The sequence below is a fragment of the Pandoraea nosoerga genome (genome assembly GCF_902459585.1).
Taxonomy (GTDB): domain Bacteria; phylum Pseudomonadota; class Gammaproteobacteria; order Burkholderiales; family Burkholderiaceae; genus Pandoraea; species Pandoraea nosoerga.
This window is the reverse complement of record NZ_CABPSC010000002.1, coordinates 358,273-375,709: the sequence shown is the minus strand read 5'-3', so window position 1 is coordinate 375,709 and position 17,437 is coordinate 358,273. Positions and strand designations below refer to the sequence as shown.

The following is a 17,437-nucleotide window of genomic DNA, read 5'->3' as shown; positions in this document are numbered from 1 at the left end:
GAGGTCGATCGAACGGGCGGACCGGGGGCGTTTACCGGCAGACGAACGTGCGCGGCATTGCCGGCGTCCCCGGTTGGCGCAGCGTGCCAGTCGGTTTTCGAGTGTCAGCGCCGAAGAATACCAGCAGCGCCGGCGCCTGGGTTGTGCTGATCCCGCCCGGGCTCAGACGGTGCTTCGGCGGGGAGCAAGCCGGCGCGCGATGCGACCCAGCGCACGCACCTGCTGCGAGACGACGCCGGTGCCATAGCGGCGCGAACGGCCGTGGGGCGCCGGAAGTTGATCGCGGATGCCGGTCGGCTCTACGGTGCGCTCCCACGAAGCGGTGCGAAAGAGCATGTCCCACCACGGGAAGAGCACGCCGAAGTTGCAGCCGTAGCGAGTACCTTCGTGACCGTAGCCGATCGCGTGATGGCGGCGATGGAACGTCGGGCTCACGATCACGCGCTCGAGCACCGGACCGTAAGGCAGGCGGGCGTTGACGTGCTGCACGCTTTGCAGGAAGTTGCCGAGCGCCACGAGCACCACGTACTGTGCCGGCTGCACGCCGATGAACAGGGCGATACCCGCGAAGAAGGCGGCCTGCATGACGTCGTCGAGGAAATGATTGCGATCGTCCGACCACAGCGACATCTGCTGCTGGCTATGGTGCACGGCGTGCAGCTCCCACCACACGCCGAAGCGATGCTGCCAGCGGTGGTACCAGTAGCCGGCAAAGTCCAGCACGATCAGGTAGAGCAGGAACGACACGAGCGGCTTGTCCGTCACGCCCGGATACAGGCCGTCGAGGTCGATGGCGGGCAGCCCGTGGATGACCATCTGACTCTGCAGCGCATTGAAACCCGGCTGGAGCACCACGAAGAACAGCAGGTTCAGAATGCCGAGCTTGGCGATCCACGTATAGATCACGTCGGCGCGCACCTGACGGCGGTCCTGCCACTGCTCGACGGGGCGCAGCGCCTCGAGCGGGCGCAGCAGCGCATATGTCACCCCGATCTGCAGCACGCCGATGAGCACCCAGTACAGGGCGTCATAGATGTCGTCGTCATAGCCCATCAGGTTGAAGTGGAACAGCAGCGGTTGCACCACATCGACATAGATGAGCGTCTGTACGGCGCTGATGCCGTTATCCACGAAGTTGAGCGCTTCCTGAATCATTCGGGCGACCCTGTCAATCCGGATTCGGTGAGAGAACAGGCGCGCGCTCGGCAAAGAAGATGCCGTGCGGCGAGCGGTTCACCGCAATGCGATCGACCAGTTGGCGCGTGCTCAGATCGATCACGCCCACATGGCGCGCAAAGCGGAACGTCACCCACAGATAACGCTTGTCGGCCGAAAGTTCCATGTCGTCGGGGCCGGGCATCAGGCCCGTGATGTCGGCGACCTTGGTGAGCGATTCGTAGTCGAGGATGCTGATGGTGCTCTCGACGCGATTGCTCACGGCAATGTGGCGGCCGTCCGAGAGCGAGCGGAAGTTGTGCGCGCCGCGCCCGGTCTGAATGCGCTTGACGACCTTCTGTGCGCGCCAGTCGACCACGGCCACATCGTCTTCGCCCGTCATGCCGACGAGCAGGTATTTGTCGCCAGGCGTCATCCACAGGCCGGCCGGGGTCTTGCCGACCGGCATGCGCCATTTCACCGTCTGCGTCGCGAGGTCGATGGCGGCGAGCTCGCCCGAATCCTGCAGCGTGACGAAGACCGTCTTGCTGTCCGAGGAGAACGTCATGTGGCTCGGCGTTTTGGCCAGTGCAACGCGTTTGACGACGGATACGTTCTCGCCGTCATAACGATAGACGTCGACCCGGTCCAGCCGCAGCGCCGCGGTCACGAACCACTTTCGGTCCGGCGAGAAGCCGAGTTGGTAGGGATCGTCGATGTCGGCAACCTGGCGTTGCAGCTTGCCGGTGTTCGGATCGAGGAACATCAGGCTGTTCGAGACGGAGTTCGCGACGATCAGCGAACGCTTGTCCGGCGTGATCATCAGGTGATGCGGCTCCTTGCCCGTGGGCATGGTGCCGACGACCTTGTGCGAGGCCTGATCGATGAGCGAGAGCTGGGCCGCGCCCGAGTCGAGCACGATCACCGTGCCGGCATGGGCAGTATGGGAGGCGAGGGCGACGGTCAGCGGGACCGCGGCGACCGCCAGCGTGGGGAGCGTTGCGAGAGCGCGAACACGGCCGGTCAGTTTCGAGAGCCGCGAAATCTTGAGAGAAAACACCATGAATGCCTAGGGTGGGGCGAAAAACGATGACGGACGCCCGCAAGCTCGCTCGCGCGCGAAGCGTCGATTCTCACGTTAAACGCGCCACCGGGCCCGGCCGTTGACAGGCATGAGCCTTTCCGCTGCCGGCGGCGCGGACGTGGTCGCCGAGCTACGTGCGAAGCGGGGCCGTCGGCAAGGCATGGCGCCGGCCGCCGGTCCGCGGCCCCGGGCCGGCCGCGCCGCCCGGCAAACGAGGCGACCCGGGCGACCCGTTGTGCGACAATGGCGCCTCTTCCAATGGCGCCTCTTCCAATGGCGCCGCCGGCCGGCGCCATTGACGTTTGAGCGTGGCCGCCGCGTCCGGGCGCCGCGCTGCGCATCGCGCATGGCCGCCGCCGCGATCGTCCGCGACGGCTTCACCAGGAGTGCCTGCCGTTTGGCCAGCGGCGTGATCCTCAATGAAGCGCAAGTTACTGTCTGCCGCCTCGCACACGGGCCGCCTGCGTGTGCAGAATCTCGCCGTCGTCGCGGTTGTCGCCGTGCTGTGTGGCGCGCTGCTCACATGGGCATGGGGAACCTACCAGCGCACCCGCGATGCCGACGTCGCGCTGGACGCACTGCGCGCCACCTTGCTTGCGATGGAAAAGGCGTCCGCCGAGCGGGGGCCGGCCAATGCGGTGCTCGGTGCCGACCTGCCACTGCCGGACGCAGCCGTCGCTGCGCTGCGCGACGCCCGTGAAGCCACCAATGCCCGTCTCCAGGAACTGCTCGCGGCGCTCTCGGCCGACGGCTGCGAGCAGTGCGATTCAGGCCTGCGCGCGATCGAGCGGGCGCGCCTGGCACTTGCCGCCGCGAGCGCCAACGTCGATCTGCTCGTTCAGCGTCCGCGCCAGATGCGCAGCGACGCGGCCGTGCGCGACGCCGTCGATCGCATGGTGCGCGTCATCGCCGACTTCATGCCGGTGGCGGCGTCGCGTATCGACGTGGTCGCGCGCGGCGCGCCCGATGCGATTCATTACATCATCCTGGCGCGTCTCGCGGCCGAACTGCGCGAATACGCCGGCCAACTCGGCTCGCACTTCACGGCGGCCCTGGCCTCGGGCAAGGCGTTGACCGAAGCGGACCAGCGCGCCATCGAGAGAACGCTCGGGCGCATCGACCAACTGCGCGAGATGATCGCCGCCCGTGTGGTCGAGCCGTCCGAGCTCGGCCCTCAGACCCTCGCGCCCCTCAACACGCGATACTTCGCGGCGGGACTGCACTACGTGGCGACGGTGCGCACGCTCGCCAGCCAGGCGCCCCCCGCACGGCTCACGACTGCCGAGTTCGCGAGCCAATACGTGCCGACGATGGGGGCCATCACGGACCTGCGCGACAGCATGCTCGCGCTGGCCAAGCGCAAGGTCGAGGCCCAGCGCGAGCGGGCGCGGCGCACATTGATCCTCACGGCGGTAGTCGAAGTCACGCTGGTGCTGGTCATCTTCGTGGCATTGCGCAACTTCCGGCGCAGCGTCGTTCAGCCGTTCGAGGCTGCGGTGCAATTCGTCGACGCGCTGGCGAAGGGCGATCTCGACGCGCCGTTGCCGCCCGAGCGTGCGGCGGCGCGTCGCCCGCAGGTGCGTGCCGTGTTCGACGCGTTGCATGTCCTGCGACGGAACGCCGTGGAATTGATCGAGTTGCGCCGCGAGCGCATCCGGCTGCTCGGCGAGCTGGAAATGAGCGCCGATACGGACGCGCTCACGCGTTTGATGAACTGGGGGGCGTTCGAGCGCCGGGCGCGTGCGCTGTGCGCGCTGTCGTCGCAGGGGCCGGTGGCGCTGATCAAGTTCGACATCGACGATTTCACGCAAATCAACGCGACGTGGGGCCACCGCGTGGGCGATGATGTGCTGCGCCGCGTTGGCGCCGTGTGCCTGAACACCTGCCAGCCGGGTGACCTGCTCGCGCGGCTGGGGGCCGACGGGTTCGTGATTCTCGCGCGCGTGCTCGACGAGTCGCGCGCGCAGCAATTCGCGCAACTGTTGCGTGGGCGCATCGAAGCGACGGCGTTCACACTGCCGCACGGCGGAGGACGCCTGCCGCTGAAGGCGAGTTTCGGCATTGCGATGGCGCCGCCGCCCATTCCGGCAAGCGCCGACGCCGCCGATGTTGCCAACGATCCCGTGGACGTCTCGGCGCTGCTCAGCCAGGCGGAGCGCCGGTTGTCGGCCGCTCGGCACGCCAGGAGGCGCCACGCGGCCGACTGAGCACGGAGCCGTTGCGCGTCGGTTGGCCTCCGTGACCGCGGGGCGTGCCGATCACGGCCAGCGTGCCGTGGCCGTACCGAGCGCCATGGCCGGCAGCGCCCACTCCACCGGGGTGCCGGCGATCGACATCGGTGTTGCCACGCGGCGCACCGGCCCCCAGGACGTGTCCTCGATGCGAGGCGCAAGATCGGCGCCGGTCTCCGGCGCGAGCGGCGCCGGCGCGGGATTGCCGGTGCGATGCGCGACCAGCAGTCGCGCGGTGCGCGCCAGCGAGGCGCGCACGGTGGCGCCCACGCCTCGGGTTTGCCGAAGCGCCAGCGCTTGCACCGCGGCGGCCGCCATCAGATACCCGGTCGCATAGTCGATGCCCTGACCCGGCAGCGGCACCGGCCGATCCGCATTGGCAGCGCGCATGCCTGCATCGGCGATTCCCGAGCTCATCTGCACAAGACTGTCGAAGCCGCGGCGGGCTTGCCACGGACCTTGCCACCCATAGGCGTTAAGCGAGATGTCGATGAGCGCGGGATTGCGCTCGCGCCGCCACGCCGCCCCGAGGCCCAAGTGTTCGAGGGCATCCGTCCGATAGCCATGCACGACGATGTCCGCGCCGCGCAGCAGCGCCTCGAGCACCGCGCGGCCTTCGGCCCGCTTCAGGTCGAGCTGCGCGCAGCGCTTGCCGAGAACGACTTCCGGCACGGTGCCCGGCTCGTCCCACTCGGGCGGGTCGACGCGAAGCACCTGCGCGCCGAAGCCGGCCAGAAACCGCGTCGCGCTCGGGCCGGCCAGGATGCGCGTGAGATCGAGCACGCGAATGCCGCTGAGCGGGCGCGCCGGCACCGGCCGCCAATTGGCCCCGCCATCTCGTATCCCGGCTGCGCCGGCGTCGAACGTCTCCCATTGCAGCAGCGGCTCGGCGGCCACGGCGCCCCCCTGCGGATGCGCGTCCCACTGGGCGAGGGTGCGCATGGCCGCCGCGCAGCCACCGGCGCCGACGATGGCGGCTTCCAGGGCGTCGGCTTGCCACATGGCGACGGCGCGTGTGAGCGCGTGGCGATCGGGGTCCACGCCGAGTACCGCGAGTGCCGCCGCCCGATGATGCGCTGCGTTCGTATGAAGGCGAATCCAGCCGTCGGCCGCGCGGTAATCGCCGGCGATCGGATCCCACTGCGGCGGCGACGTCCAGCCTTGCGGCCGCAACGACGTGAGAAACCAGAACGACGCGAGCCGTCGGTCGACGTTCACGTCGGGCGTCGCAGCTCGCTCGTCGAGACCGAAGTCGCCGCCTGCGCCTGTCGCGAGTCCGGCAACGCCGAGCGTCGCGCAGGCGATCGCCGCCGCCGCGAAATCCGTGAAAGGAAAGACGCACGGCAACGCGCCACGTCCGCTGATCGTCAGGCGGTGGGCGGCGTGGTCGGCACTCGGGGCACTCGCGGCACTTGCGGCGCTTGCGGCGGCCACGGCGTGGCGCATCGCTCGAAAATAGGGCGCGACGAAGCCCGTGTCATCGGCAAGCGCAATGGCGTCGGGCGGCAGGCAGATATCGAAAGGCATGGAAAGTCCTCGAATGAATCGATACGTGGCATCGCAGTGAGTCGCGATGCAAGACTGCCGGCGCATTGAAGCTTATGCCGATGGATTTTATTGTCAATATTGATTATCTTAATCAATCTTTTTCGCGACCAGCGCCACGCCTGCCCGCCATGACGCAATATTTCACCGCCGCCCAGGCTGCCGAACGCCTGGGAATCTCCTTGCCGACCCTCTATGCCTACGTGAGTCGTGGCCTGCTGCACGCCGAGCCGGGCAAGACGCACCGGGAGCGCCGCTACCGGGCCGCCGAAGTCGAGCGGCTGGCCGCGCAGCGCACGCGCGGGCGCAAGCCGAAGGAGGTGGCCAAGGCCGCACTCGACTGGGGCATGCCGGTACTTGAATCGTCCATCACGCTGATCGAAGACGGCCGCTGCTACTACCGGGGGCGCGACGCGCTCGCCATGGCCGGGTCGGCCTCCGTCGAGGCCGCGGCGGCATGGTTGTGGCAGTGCGACGAGGCATCGGCGTTTTCGGGATTAGACGGCGATCGCCTCGCGGCGGATTGGCCGGTGCTGCTGCTCGAACGGTTTCGCGGTACTCGCGCGGAAGAAGCCCTGTTGCCGTCGTTTACGGTCGTGAGCGACGACGCGCCCACGGCCATCTGGCAGCGTGACCCGGTCCGTGTGGCGCAAGGCAGTGCGGCGTTGCTGCGGCTGATGACGGCATGTCTGCTCGGCACGCGGCCCGGCGACGCGCCGATTCACGAGCAATGCGCGCAGGCGTGGGGTGTGCGCGACGCGCAAGGCGCCGACCTCATCCGCATGGCGCTCGTACTGTGCGCCGATCACGAACTGAACGCGTCGAGTTTCACGGCGCGCTGCGTCGCGTCGACCGGTGCGAGCTTGCGCGCGGCGGTAATTGCGGGATTGGCAGCGTTGACCGGTGGCCGCCATGGCGGGACCACCGCGCGTAACGAGGCGATGTGGGACGAACTCGGCGAGACGGACATCGCCGCGCGCATGCGAGAGCGGCTCGCGCGCGGCGAGACATTGCCCGGGTTTGGACATCACCTGTACCCGGCCGGGGATGTTCGGGCGAGCGCGATGCTCGCGCGAATCCTGCCGGCGCACCCGGCATGGCAGACGATGGTCGATGCGGCAGAGGCGCTCGTCGGCCAGCGTCCGTCACTGGACTTTGCGCTCGTCGCGGTGCGGCGCCACCTGAACCTTCCATTGGGCGCCGCGTTCGGACTTTTCGCACTGGGTCGGACCATCGGGTGGATCGCGCATGCGCGCGAACAGCGCGAGAGCACGCAATTGATCCGGCCAAGAGCCGCCTATGTCGGGGAGCGCCCGGCGGCGTAGACGGCGATCAGGCGTGCGAACGCCGCCCGAAGGCGAGCCGGTCCGCCAGCCAGACCAGCAGCATGCTCGCGCCCATTAGCGGGAACACGCAGCCGAGCACGACCATACCGGCAAGCCAGCCGCGCATCGGCGGCTTCACCGCGGCGCGTGCGGGCGCACCGAGCGAGCGCGCCGGGCGGCGCATCCACCACATGGCGGCGCCCGTGGCCGCCATTGCGAACAACCCCATCGAGATCAGCGCGCAGAGCCACTGATTTGCCGCGCCGAAATACTTGCCCATGTGCAGCGACGTGCCATACGAGATTGCCTGTGCAACGGCGCCGTAGGCGTCGTAATCGATGTCGCGCAGCACCTTGCCGCTGTACTGATCGATGTGCAGCGTGCGCTCCTCGCGCGGGTCCGCGGGGAAATACGACACGGTGTAGACGCCATCGGCGCGCGACGGGACCACCAGACTGTAGCCGCTGCGCACGCCGAGGTTCGCGGCGATCGCCATGACGCGATCGATGGGCAGCGCGCCTTGGGCGTGCAGGGTGGCGGGCGCCGTGCCTGCGGCGTCCGCCGCGTTGGCATGGCCGGCATGGTCGGCATGGTCGGCGTGGTCGGCGTGTTCCGAAGACTCCGTGCTGCTGGCGTCGCCGTGTGCCGTGCTCCGAAGGGGCGCCGCGGCGCTGGCCGGCAGCGTCGACACCGGCACCGTGGTGTTGCCGACGGCCCACGGAATCTGGGCGACGGGCAGGTCGTCCATCTTCATCGCCTTCGCGGGAATCTGCGAGCGTACCGGCGCTTCACCCCATGCGCCGGGCGGCGAACCCATGCCGGCCTGCGTGGCAAGCGCCTTGAACTGCTTGCCCCACGACCCCGACCACGGCAGTCCGGTCAGCACGAAGGCGAGGCCTCCGGCCGCGAGCCACAGCCCCGCCACGCCGTGCAGATTGCGCAGTAACGGACGGCCGCGCAGCCGCAGGCGAGGTCTCAGCGCATTCGTCCAGGTGGCGCTGCCGCGCGGCCACCACAGGGCAAGCCCCGTGGCGAGCATCACCAGCGTCCAGCAACCGGCCAGCTCCATGAGCAGTGCGCCCGGCTTGCCGAGCAAAAGCGCGCGGTGCAACTCCCGCACCTGCTTCATGAAGCGATGCTCGACGCTCAGCGTGCCCAGCACCGCGCCGGTATAGGGATTCACATAGACGCTCTCACGCTCGCCATTGGGCAGGCGGAAGATGAACTCGGCGCTGCGCTTCGGGTCGCGATCGACCTCGACTGAGCTGATCCGCGCGCCGGCGGGCAGCGACGCGGCCGCGCGTTCCATCAACGTCTGCGCGCCCAGCCGAGGCGCATCGGACGCCGCGACGACCATGCGATCGTGATACAGCCACGGCTCGATTTGCGGCTGGAACACGTAGAGGGTGCCGGTCACCGCAAGCACCATGAGCCACGGCATGACGAACAGGCCGGCATAGAAGTGCCAGCGCCACAGGGTTCGGTATTGACCGGCCGCCGCGGCCGGCTGCGCTTCGCGCGCCTGGGAAATTGGGATCTGCATGAAGCGAGGCTTCCGTCTCTTTTCGCGTTTCTTGCGCCGTTGGAGCGCCGCCGATGCACCGTTGGAGTGCCGTTGGAATGCGGCCGGCTCGCTGCGTCGGCCGACTGGCAAAGCCGCGGCCGGTGCCACGGCAGCCGTGCGGGGCGCGGCGCAAACGCGATGAATGAAGGCGACACCGTCACCGCGATAGGCGCGGTAGCGGCGTCGGACTGAACCGGAGATCAGGAAAGCCCGGGAGGCGCGCGCGCAGGCGGCGTGAAGGCGAGGCGGGCAGGGAAGGGGCGGACATCGGGCGCCGGTCCCGCGCGGGCGATCCATGCGAACGATACGGGGCCCGCGAGCGCAGGCATCACGAGCGGGGGATGGTGGGCAAGCAGCGAGCAGTAACCGCACAGGTCGTGCTGGCTGTCGTGCGTCGCATGCGGGGCGTGAGCACTGCCTGCGCCGTCATGCGTGTGTAGCGCGGCGGCCGACGACAGCGATAGCGGCGGCGCACCGCCGTCTACCGCACAGAGCGCCACGTCGAGCAGATGAGCCTGCCCGGCCCGATGCGCCGTGAGCCACTGGCTGACGACCGGCGCGCAAATCGCGAGCCACATGGCGGCCAGGCCGAGCCATGCAGCGAGACGTTTGCGGGCGGTTGGAGACATGCGGCGGTATCGAGGGATGTCGGGGGGAAATCGGAGGATATCCAGGATATCTGGGATATCTGGGATATCTGGGATATCTGGGATATCGGGGTGTCGGGGTGTCGGGGTGTCGAGGTGTCGAGGTGTCGAGGTGTCGGGGTGTCGAGGTGTCGGGGTGTCGAAAGTTGCGACGATCGCGCAGGACGCCACACACCGGTTCGATAAAGCAGAAATGCTATCACGCACTGCCGCACGAGTCTCATCCGAGCCGGCCGCACCTTGTTGCCCTCTATCCAGGGGGCAGGGAGGGATGGCCGGACAAGGTGGCAGGGCGGGGCCGCCGGGCCGATGCCTGATCCTTGATGCTTGATTTTTCGCGCCGCGCGCGTTTGAATCCAGGGGTTCCCGGCTACCGACAGACACCGTGACACGCCCTTTGACGCAACCGCTTCGCGCACTGGCACTGTGCCTGACCTTCGCGGTCTGTGCAGCGCGTGCAGCAGACTCGCCACCGCCCCTCAGCGCCGAGGGCGACATCGATCGACATCTCTCGCAGTGCCTTGACGACCCGGCCCAGCAGTCCACGAGCGGACAGGACGAATGCATCGTCAGGGCAACGCAGGCGTGGGATGCACGACTGAACGTCAGCTACCGGGCGCTTCAGCACGGGCTGCCTGAGGCCGCGAGACCGGTTTTGGTCAGGGCGCAGCGCGCATGGCTCGCGAGCCGGGACGCCGATATCAGACTGATCGGCGCCGTATACGCCACGGCACGGGGCACGGTGTACGCGCCGATGAACGCGAATGACGTGATGACGCTCACGCAGCGTCGGGCTCAGGCGCTGACTCGCTACGTCGCGGCCGTCGGGGCTCCGGCAAAGGGAGCGGCCGATCTGGCGGGCCCCCTGCCGCCGGCCAACATCGTGCGCGGGGAACGCGGCGGGCCGGTGCCGCAGCGCGGCATGGCGTTCGAGCGCGGCCATTGCGCGTCGCTGACCGACATGGAGGCCATTGGCCGCTGCGCGGGACAGGCGGTGGCGCGCTACGACGAGGATATCGCGAGCATCAGTTCGGCGATTCAGCGCCGATTGCCCGCGGCCTCGCGCGGCGCCATGCGCGCGTCCGACGCCCGCTGGCGGGATTTCGTCGCAGCCGAGGGGGCGCTTGTTGACGTCGTGTGTCCGACGGACGCGACGGCACAAGCGCAGGCATGCCGCTCGGTGCACCAGCGAAACGCCGCCGTCGAGCGACTTCGCCAGCTCGTCGGCCTCAATGCGGTGATCGGCGCAGACTGAAAAAAGCGAAGGCCGAGAGACGGCTGGGAGAAGGCCGCCATCGCGGGCGGCCTTGCCTCGCTAGTCCGTGCGCCGGATCCGCAGCATGATCCACACGCAGATGGCGGTCACGACGACGGTCGCGAGGATTGACAGCCAGACCGAATGCGTGGCGACCCAGGTACCGAGGAACGCGCCGGCGAACGCGAAGACCGCGACCCATTCCAGCATCTTGTCGAGCCGATTCGTGTCACGGTAGTGATGCTTTTCTTTTGCCGGAACAGTTGCCGCCGTACTCGCTTCTCGGCGTGGACGCGGAGCGCAGGCGGGAAAGACCTCGATGAGCGCCTTGCTCGGCCACGGATGGACTGCTGCGTGCGGGTCGCCCACGCCGGTCGTCTGCCAGACGGCGCTCTCGTCCCGCGCGCGGCGCAGTTCGTCGGCTTCTTCCGAAAAGCCCGCATCGACGGGTTTTCCGCCGTCGAGTGTGGCGACACGCTCCATTTCGGCTGTCAGCCAGCCTGTGGCGTCGGTCACGTCGGGCAGCCCACTCGTGCGCACGAGGACATAATCGCCGTAAGCCGACGCAACGTAGTCGACGAAGGCGTCGTAGATCGGGGCGTAGCGCTCGTCGAGCAAGGCGATCAATGCATCGCGACGACGAGCGGCGCGCTCGAGCGCCTGCGCCTTGGTCGTTACCAGATAGGGGTACTTGGCATTCTTTTCCTCTTCCGAGGCGTTTTCGAGAAACTCCTCGATCTCGATGGCTTGGTCCTGCGGGTCGAAGTCGTCGATGACGTAGGCAAAGCGGATGTCCTCGGGCGCAAACAGGACGCGCCAGAACAGCGGAATTCCGGCATTGGCTTCGAGCGACGGGCCGCCGCGCCCGAAGTAAGTCGGCAATTCGCCTTTACGGCCCTCCGGCATGCGCGGCCAGGGCGGACTCTCGAGAAAGACGGGATGTGACATGTCGTAAGCCTTGAGCAGAGGGGTTCGTTGCACTGCGGACTTGGCACGCCAAACTAATTGACCGGCGATCCGGGCGTTCGCCAGGACAAGCCGATGGGAATTCTGGCGGAACTCTCGGCGCTTGTCACTCATCTGCCGCAACGGAATGACTTAGAATTCCGGAAATATCGAAACACTCATGGGAACATTGGACAGAGGGCGCATCACCTTGAATGATACCGACGCCGTCAAAGCCCTGGCCGCGCTTGCTCAGGGCAGCCGGCTTGCCGTGTTCCGTCTGTTGGTCGTGGCCGGCCCGGACGGCTTGAGCGTCGGCAACATCGCGCAAGCTCTCGGCCTGCCCAACGCCACGCTGTCATTTCACCTCAAGGAGTTGGCTCACGCGGGGCTCATTACGTCGCGGCAGGAAGGGCGATACATTTTCTATAGCGCCTCCATCGACCGGATGAACGCGCTCGTGGGCTTTCTCACCGAAAACTGCTGTCAGGGCGTGCCGGGGCTTTGCGAGCCGGCGTCGCCGCGCAAGTGCTGACCCAACTGCCAATCGATTGCGCATCCGACTGCCCAGCAGACAGGGGGCGTCGCGCGTTTTGCTCCTGTCAGGGCGGGGCGCTCGAACGGCGTCAGGCGGGGCGGGCAGCGTCGTCAGCGCCCACGGGGGCGGTCGAGAAACGCTCGCGAAGTTCTTCGAGGCCGAGCGAGGTCAGCACGCTCTCGAGGCGTTCGGCCGGACGGCGGCGTGGCAGAGCCTTGTATTGGGCGATGATGAGCTCATTTTTCATCGAGTGTTCCCAGCCGACGAGTTCGGTGACGCTGACCTGATAGCCATGCGCTTCCAGTTGCAGGCAGCGGAGCACGTTCGTGACCTGACTGCCGAATTCACGGGTGTGCAGCGGGTGGCGCCAGATTTCCGTCAGCGGATTGCCGGCGAGCTGTTTGCCTTTGTGCTTGCGCAGGACGCTGGCGACTTCGGCCTGACAGCACGGCACCAGCACGATGTGGCGGGCCTGTTTGGCCAGCGCGAAACGGATTGCATCGTCGGTGGCGGTATTGCAGGCGTGGAGCGCGGTGACGACATCCACGCTCGGCGGCAGCGCGGGCGAGGCGATGGAATCGGCGACCGACAGATTCAGGAACGACATGCCGGGAAAGCCGAGCCGGGTGGCCAGCGCCTGGGATGTCTTGACCAGTTCTTCACGCGTCTCGATGCCGAAGATGTGCGAGTCGTCGGCGAGCGCCTTGAAGAACAGGTCGTAGAGGATGAACCCGAGATAGGACTTGCCGGCCCCATGGTCCACCAGCGTGACACGGCCGCGTTCGGCCTTGACCTCCTGAAGCAGCGGCTCGATGAACTGGAACAGATGGTAGACCTGCTTGAGCTTGCGCCGGCTGTCCTGGTTCATCTTGCCGTCGCGCGTGAGAATGTGGAGCTCCTTCAATAGCTCGATGGACTGACCGGGACGGATTTCGTGGGTGTTCGACATGGGAAGACGGTAAAACGGCGCGCAACCATTGCGCGATCGCGGCGGGCGCCGCAGCGGCCCGGAAAGACCGACAGTTTACCGAAAAGACGCGAAGCGGGCCGGCGGCCCCGCCAGACGATGCTGCGCATCGATGCTCATCATTCGCATAATGTACATTATGTTAAATAATGGAATCAGGCGCACCCCGCCGAAGCACTCACCGAAGCACCCCGCCGAAGCACTAATAGGCAAAAACCTGACAAATTTCGGTATTCAACAAGTCCGGTTCGCTCCCTAATCTTGATTCACATCCACGTTGTGAAAGGAAAGGGAAATATGTCACGAACTGCAAAGGATGCTGCCCCTCGTGTGGCCATAGTCACCGGCGGAAGTCGCGGCATCGGTCGCGATACCGTATTGCGATTGGCATCACGAGGTGTGCGCACGATCTTCACTTTCAAGTCGAATCGGGTGGAAGCCGATGCGCTTGTCGCCCTAACCAAGGAGGCTGGAGTCCCTGCCATCGCGCTCGAACTCGATACGGGAGTGGTACGGGCGTGCAGCCGAACGCCGGCGTCGTCTCGCCGGAGCCGATATGGGCGGTGAATTTCGCCGAAATCTACTTCGATGGCGACATCGGCGGCAGCCGCCAGGTGCCGATTGCCGGCAAGACGTCGCTGGGGCTCGACGGGAAACTGTCGTTTACGCTGGCAACGCTGCTCAAGACCTGGGATACGGGCACCGGCGCATGGAACTTCGCGTCGAGCTTCACGCTGCCCTATCTCTGGACAAAGGCGACGGCCAATCTTGGCGTGGGCAACGCGTCGGCCACCACGTCGCAAAACGCGTCGAACCTGTTCGATATCACATTCACCCCGCTCATCGCCGGCTATCACTTCTCCGCGACGGACCACATGTCGTTCTCCGTCGCGATATGGGCGCCGACCGGTCGCTATGACGCGAACGCGCTCGCCAACACCAGCCTGAACAACTGGACTTTCATTCCGCAGGTCGCCTATACGAAGTTCGTACCGTCGTACAACCTCGAATTCGACGTTGTGGCCGGCGTGCAGTTCTACACGCGCAACACTGCCACCGACTACCAAAACGCCCCGCTCTTCACGCTCGATGTGATGGGCCTGAAGAAGTTCTCGAACGGCCTGGGCATCGGGCTGGTCATGGGCACGACGCAGCAATTGGGCAGCGACAGCGGCCCGACCGCGGACCGACTGAACGGCTTTCGTGGGCACGATTTTTCGATGGGGCCGATCGTGACCTACGACACCAAGCTCGACGGCAAGCACCCGTTGTCCTTCTCCGCGCGCTGGGTGCCCACCGTCACTGCCACGAACCGCCTGAAGAGCACGGCAACGTTCATGGCAACGGCAACGCTGGTGTTTTGACCGAGGGCTCGCGCTTGCCAACTACCGGAGATCGTCATGAAGTTCACCATTTTTCTGATCGGCCTTTCGCTGGCGGCGCCGGTTTTCGCGCAGAAGCCCGCGGTGTACCCTGCCCACGGTCAAAGCGCCGAAAAGCAGTCCAGTGACGACGGGGCTTGCTACGCATGGGCCAAGCAAAATACGGGCATCGACCCGGCAGTGGTCGCGCAGCAGGCCCCGCCGCCGGCAGGCCCGACCGGGGCGCGCGTTGGGGGAGCGGCGCGCGGCGCGGCCGCAGGGGCGATCATCGGGGACGTGGCTCACGGCGATCCGGGGCACGGGGCGGCTGTGGGCGCCACCGCCGGTGCGCTCGCCGGCGGTGTACGAGCCCGGCGCCAACACGCGGCGCAGGCGCAAGCGGCGCACAATGCGCAGGCCTCCGAAATGGACTCGTATTGGCACGCCTACGGCGCCTGCATGGAGGGCCGCGGCTACACCGTCAAATGACGACTCCAGTGACGAGACCCATGACGAGAGCAATGGCGACACGTTACGCGCGCATCAGCTCGTGAATCAGCGCCACCGCACGGCGCACCCCGGTCTCCGCCCGCATTCGCTCGCCCAGTTCCCGTGCCAGCGCCCGGGTCGCAGGCCGTTCGGCGAACTCGATCTGTTTGGCCAAGGCGAACGCCTTCAACTTGCGGCCGGGAACGGCGCGTGCGGCGACGCCGGCGCGTCGCAGCCGGTCCGCCCAGAACGGCTGGTCCCCGGCAAACGGCACGACGACTGATGGCACCCCTGCCCGCGTTGCCGAATGCGACGTGCCGGATCCGCCGTGATGGATCACGACAGACGTCCGAGGGAAAAGCCAGTCGTGCGGCGTATTGCCGATGACGTGAAAATTCGCGGGCAACGCCGACGTAGCGGACCTATCGGACGTAGCGGACGTATCGGACGTATCGGACGTATCGGCGCCGCTCCATCCCGGATAGAACAGCGCTCGGCGTCCGCCCACGGCCGCGACGACTTCGGCGAGCAGGGCTTTCTGATCGAACCCCGCCATACTGCCGAACCCGATGTAGATCGGCGCCTCACCGGCGGCCAGAAACTCGGCGAGCGCCGCCGGCGCGGTCCATTCGCCGCACGGCGCCACCCACTGCCCGCATACGTGCGCATTGGCAGGCCAATCACGCGGCTGCGGCACGAGCGTCGGGGAAATGCCATAGAGCATCGGATGGTCCGTCCAGAGCGACTGCCTGGGCGGCAGAGCGCACACGGCTGCGCGCGCGGCATTCGTTTGCTTGCGGAACGCACGCCAGAGCATCTGGTTCACCAAACGCTGGCTGGCCGCATGCAGAAATCGCGGGATGCCTTGCGGCAAGAACGGCGACGCGAATTCAGACGTCGGCGTAATCGGAATGAGTCCCGTGCCGATGGCCTTGACGCCAAGCGCCTCGGCCGCCGAAAGCCCCACGAACGCCGCCAGGCCGGAGACGATCACCGCATCGCAGCCGCCGCCGGTCGTCACGATCTCGCGAAGCCATGCTTCGGCATGCGTATTGGCAATGTGCGCCAGCGCGTTCGCCATGTTGGAGAACCCGCGCTCGCCGGCCACCACGTTGGAGATGCCCACCGACGGCGTCATGACGCCCTTGATGTCGCCGGCCAGCGCCACCGAAGGCACGCCTAGCGCCGTCGCCGCGCCAAGCGTCGAGCGATCGGCAAGCAGCGTGGCCTCGTGACCGGCGTCGATCAAAGCGCGGCATAGTACCGCCAGTGGACGGGTATCGCCTTCCGTTCCGTAAGTTGCAACAACGAATCTCATGTATTTTCGCGTGTGGCGCGGCCCTGCGGGATAGCCACGAAGACTTCGGTATCTCGAGACGCCGGCACCTCGGCACTTCACCCGAGCGGGAAGAGACGGGAAAAGACGGCGCGCTGGCGGATGGCGCGCTGGCGTGCCGGCCGAGGCGGCTCACACCTTCGCGTGTGCCTTGACCCAGGACACGTAGCGATCCATCCAGCCCTTCACGAACTGGGCGGTGCCTTCGTTGCTGATGTTGCCGGCCGCGTCGAAGAAGCCTTCCTTGACCTGGATGAACACTTCGGGCTGGCCCAGTGTCGGCATATCGAGATAAGCCAGAACGTTGCGCAGGTGCTGTTGCGCGAGCGCGCTGCCGATCGCGCCGATCGACGCGCCCAGCACGCCCGCCGGCTTGCCGGCCCACGCGCTCTGTCCATAAGGGCGCGACGCATGGTCGATGGCGTTCTTCAACACGCCGGGCATCGACCGGTTGTATTCGGGAGTGACGAAGATGACCCCCTGCGAGGCGGAGATTTCCGCTTTCAGCCGCTTGACGGCATCGGCCTGATTGCCGTCGTCGTCCTGGTCGTAGAGCGGCAGATCGCCAATCTGCACGAACTTGAACGTGAACTCCGGCGGCCCCATACGCACCAGCGCATTGGCCAGCTTGTGATTGATCGAATCACGGCGAAGGCTTCCGACGACGACTGCAATCTGATAGGTGCTCATTTCGACCTCTCCAGGGAAAGTAACCGGTCTACCACGCAAACCGTGCAACGCAAACCACGTAAATCGGAATACGAGGGTTATTCTGCCGCGTCCCCATGCGGCGCCACAAGTCATTGATTTAATGGGACTCTCGCGTTCGATGCAGTGACTCTGCCCCCGGTCCGCCCGACATTCCCGATATTCCTCCCTGTTCCCGGCGGTCCCACCGTCGCGCCATCCGGGCGGCGGCTGCCCTCCTCCTTCCGGCACGGCATTCCCCCACTTGTGCGTGCCTTCGGCCCGGAGTAAAAGTCGATCCATCGATG

General features: G+C 66.8%; 15 protein-coding genes and 1 pseudogene. 7 read left to right on the top strand and 9 right to left on the bottom strand.

All coding sequences use genetic code 11. From position 1 onward, the window contains the following. Positions 1-162: 162 nt before the first annotated feature. Positions 163-1,155: a sterol desaturase family protein gene (locus PNO31109_RS04550; protein WP_150554444.1), complete on the bottom strand. Its 993-nt coding sequence runs from the start codon at positions 1,153-1,155 to the stop codon at positions 163-165. Between the two features lie 13 nt (positions 1,156-1,168). Then, the gene (locus PNO31109_RS04545) at positions 1,169-2,218 is read right to left on the bottom strand and encodes a YVTN family beta-propeller repeat protein (RefSeq protein WP_150554443.1); all 1,050 of its coding nucleotides are present in this window, start codon (positions 2,216-2,218) and stop codon (positions 1,169-1,171) included. 440 nt (positions 2,219-2,658) lie between these two features. Between PNO31109_RS04545 and PNO31109_RS04540 the strand changes: the two genes are divergently transcribed. Beyond that, a complete protein-coding gene (locus PNO31109_RS04540) occupies positions 2,659-4,446 on the top strand; it encodes a GGDEF domain-containing protein (RefSeq protein ID WP_150554442.1) in 1,788 nt (595 codons plus the stop codon). A gap of 51 nt (positions 4,447-4,497) precedes the next feature. Here PNO31109_RS04540 and PNO31109_RS04535 read toward each other — a convergent pair whose 3' ends face one another. After that, positions 4,498-5,916 carry a CoA transferase gene (locus PNO31109_RS04535; protein ID WP_370749794.1) on the bottom strand — a complete coding sequence of 473 codons (1,419 nt, stop codon included), beginning with the start codon at positions 5,914-5,916 and terminating at the stop codon, positions 4,498-4,500. Between the two features lie 230 nt (positions 5,917-6,146). Here PNO31109_RS04535 and PNO31109_RS04530 point away from each other — a divergent pair, with 230 nt between their 5' ends. Beyond that, entirely contained in the window at positions 6,147-7,340 is a 1,194-nt protein-coding gene (locus tag PNO31109_RS04530; protein ID WP_150554440.1) for a citrate synthase family protein, read from the top strand. Between the two features lie 7 nt (positions 7,341-7,347). Here the strand turns inward: PNO31109_RS04530 and PNO31109_RS04525 are convergent, their stop codons facing one another. Both PNO31109_RS04525 and PNO31109_RS04520 read right to left on the bottom strand, forming a co-directional pair. Next, positions 7,348-8,883, bottom strand: coding sequence for a PepSY-associated TM helix domain-containing protein (locus PNO31109_RS04525; RefSeq protein WP_150554439.1), 1,536 nt, complete (start codon positions 8,881-8,883; stop codon positions 7,348-7,350). Between the two features lie 221 nt (positions 8,884-9,104). Beyond that, positions 9,105-9,533 (bottom strand): DUF2946 domain-containing protein, encoded by a 429-nt coding sequence (locus tag PNO31109_RS04520; RefSeq protein WP_150554438.1) that lies wholly within the window; start codon positions 9,531-9,533, stop codon positions 9,105-9,107. A gap of 415 nt (positions 9,534-9,948) precedes the next feature. Between PNO31109_RS04520 and PNO31109_RS04515 the strand changes: the two genes are divergently transcribed. Continuing rightward, positions 9,949-10,806, top strand: coding sequence for a lysozyme inhibitor LprI family protein (locus tag PNO31109_RS04515; protein ID WP_174966269.1), 858 nt, complete (start codon positions 9,949-9,951; stop codon positions 10,804-10,806). 60 nt (positions 10,807-10,866) lie between these two features. Here PNO31109_RS04515 and PNO31109_RS04510 read toward each other — a convergent pair whose 3' ends face one another. After that, positions 10,867-11,787 (bottom strand): hypothetical protein, encoded by a 921-nt coding sequence (locus PNO31109_RS04510; protein WP_150554436.1) that lies wholly within the window; start codon positions 11,785-11,787, stop codon positions 10,867-10,869. A gap of 175 nt (positions 11,788-11,962) precedes the next feature. Between PNO31109_RS04510 and PNO31109_RS04505 the strand changes: the two genes are divergently transcribed. Then, positions 11,963-12,286: an ArsR/SmtB family transcription factor gene (locus PNO31109_RS04505; protein WP_241013841.1), complete on the top strand. Its 324-nt coding sequence runs from the start codon at positions 11,963-11,965 to the stop codon at positions 12,284-12,286. A 91-nt stretch (positions 12,287-12,377) separates the two neighbouring features. On the opposite strand, the gene PNO31109_RS04500 is transcribed toward PNO31109_RS04505, so the two are convergent. Next, positions 12,378-13,238 carry a class I SAM-dependent methyltransferase gene (locus tag PNO31109_RS04500; protein WP_150554434.1) on the bottom strand — a complete coding sequence of 287 codons (861 nt, stop codon included), beginning with the start codon at positions 13,236-13,238 and terminating at the stop codon, positions 12,378-12,380. 315 nt (positions 13,239-13,553) lie between these two features. Between PNO31109_RS04500 and PNO31109_RS22105 the strand changes: the two genes are divergently transcribed. The 3 genes and pseudogenes from PNO31109_RS22105 to PNO31109_RS04490 all read left to right on the top strand — a co-directional run bounded on the left by PNO31109_RS22105 (position 13,554) and on the right by PNO31109_RS04490 (position 15,106). Continuing rightward, positions 13,554-13,823 (top strand): SDR family NAD(P)-dependent oxidoreductase, encoded by a 270-nt coding sequence (locus tag PNO31109_RS22105; RefSeq protein WP_241013842.1) that lies wholly within the window; start codon positions 13,554-13,556, stop codon positions 13,821-13,823. Continuing rightward, a pseudogene (locus PNO31109_RS04495) lies at positions 13,763-14,620 on the top strand (SphA family protein); the annotation flags it as partial. The gene PNO31109_RS22105 and the pseudogene PNO31109_RS04495, both read left to right, overlap by 61 nt. Positions 14,621-14,656: 36 nt before the next feature. Further along, positions 14,657-15,106 carry a YMGG-like glycine zipper-containing protein gene (locus tag PNO31109_RS04490; protein WP_150554432.1) on the top strand — a complete coding sequence of 150 codons (450 nt, stop codon included), beginning with the start codon at positions 14,657-14,659 and terminating at the stop codon, positions 15,104-15,106. A gap of 43 nt (positions 15,107-15,149) precedes the next feature. Here PNO31109_RS04490 and PNO31109_RS04485 read toward each other — a convergent pair whose 3' ends face one another. Both PNO31109_RS04485 and PNO31109_RS04480 read right to left on the bottom strand, forming a co-directional pair. Beyond that, the gene (locus PNO31109_RS04485; protein WP_150554431.1) at positions 15,150-16,424 is read right to left on the bottom strand and encodes a glycosyltransferase; all 1,275 of its coding nucleotides are present in this window, start codon (positions 16,422-16,424) and stop codon (positions 15,150-15,152) included. Between the two features lie 150 nt (positions 16,425-16,574). Continuing rightward, the gene (locus tag PNO31109_RS04480) at positions 16,575-17,132 is read right to left on the bottom strand and encodes an NADPH-dependent FMN reductase (protein WP_150554430.1); all 558 of its coding nucleotides are present in this window, start codon (positions 17,130-17,132) and stop codon (positions 16,575-16,577) included. Between the last annotated feature and the right edge of the window lie 305 nt (positions 17,133-17,437).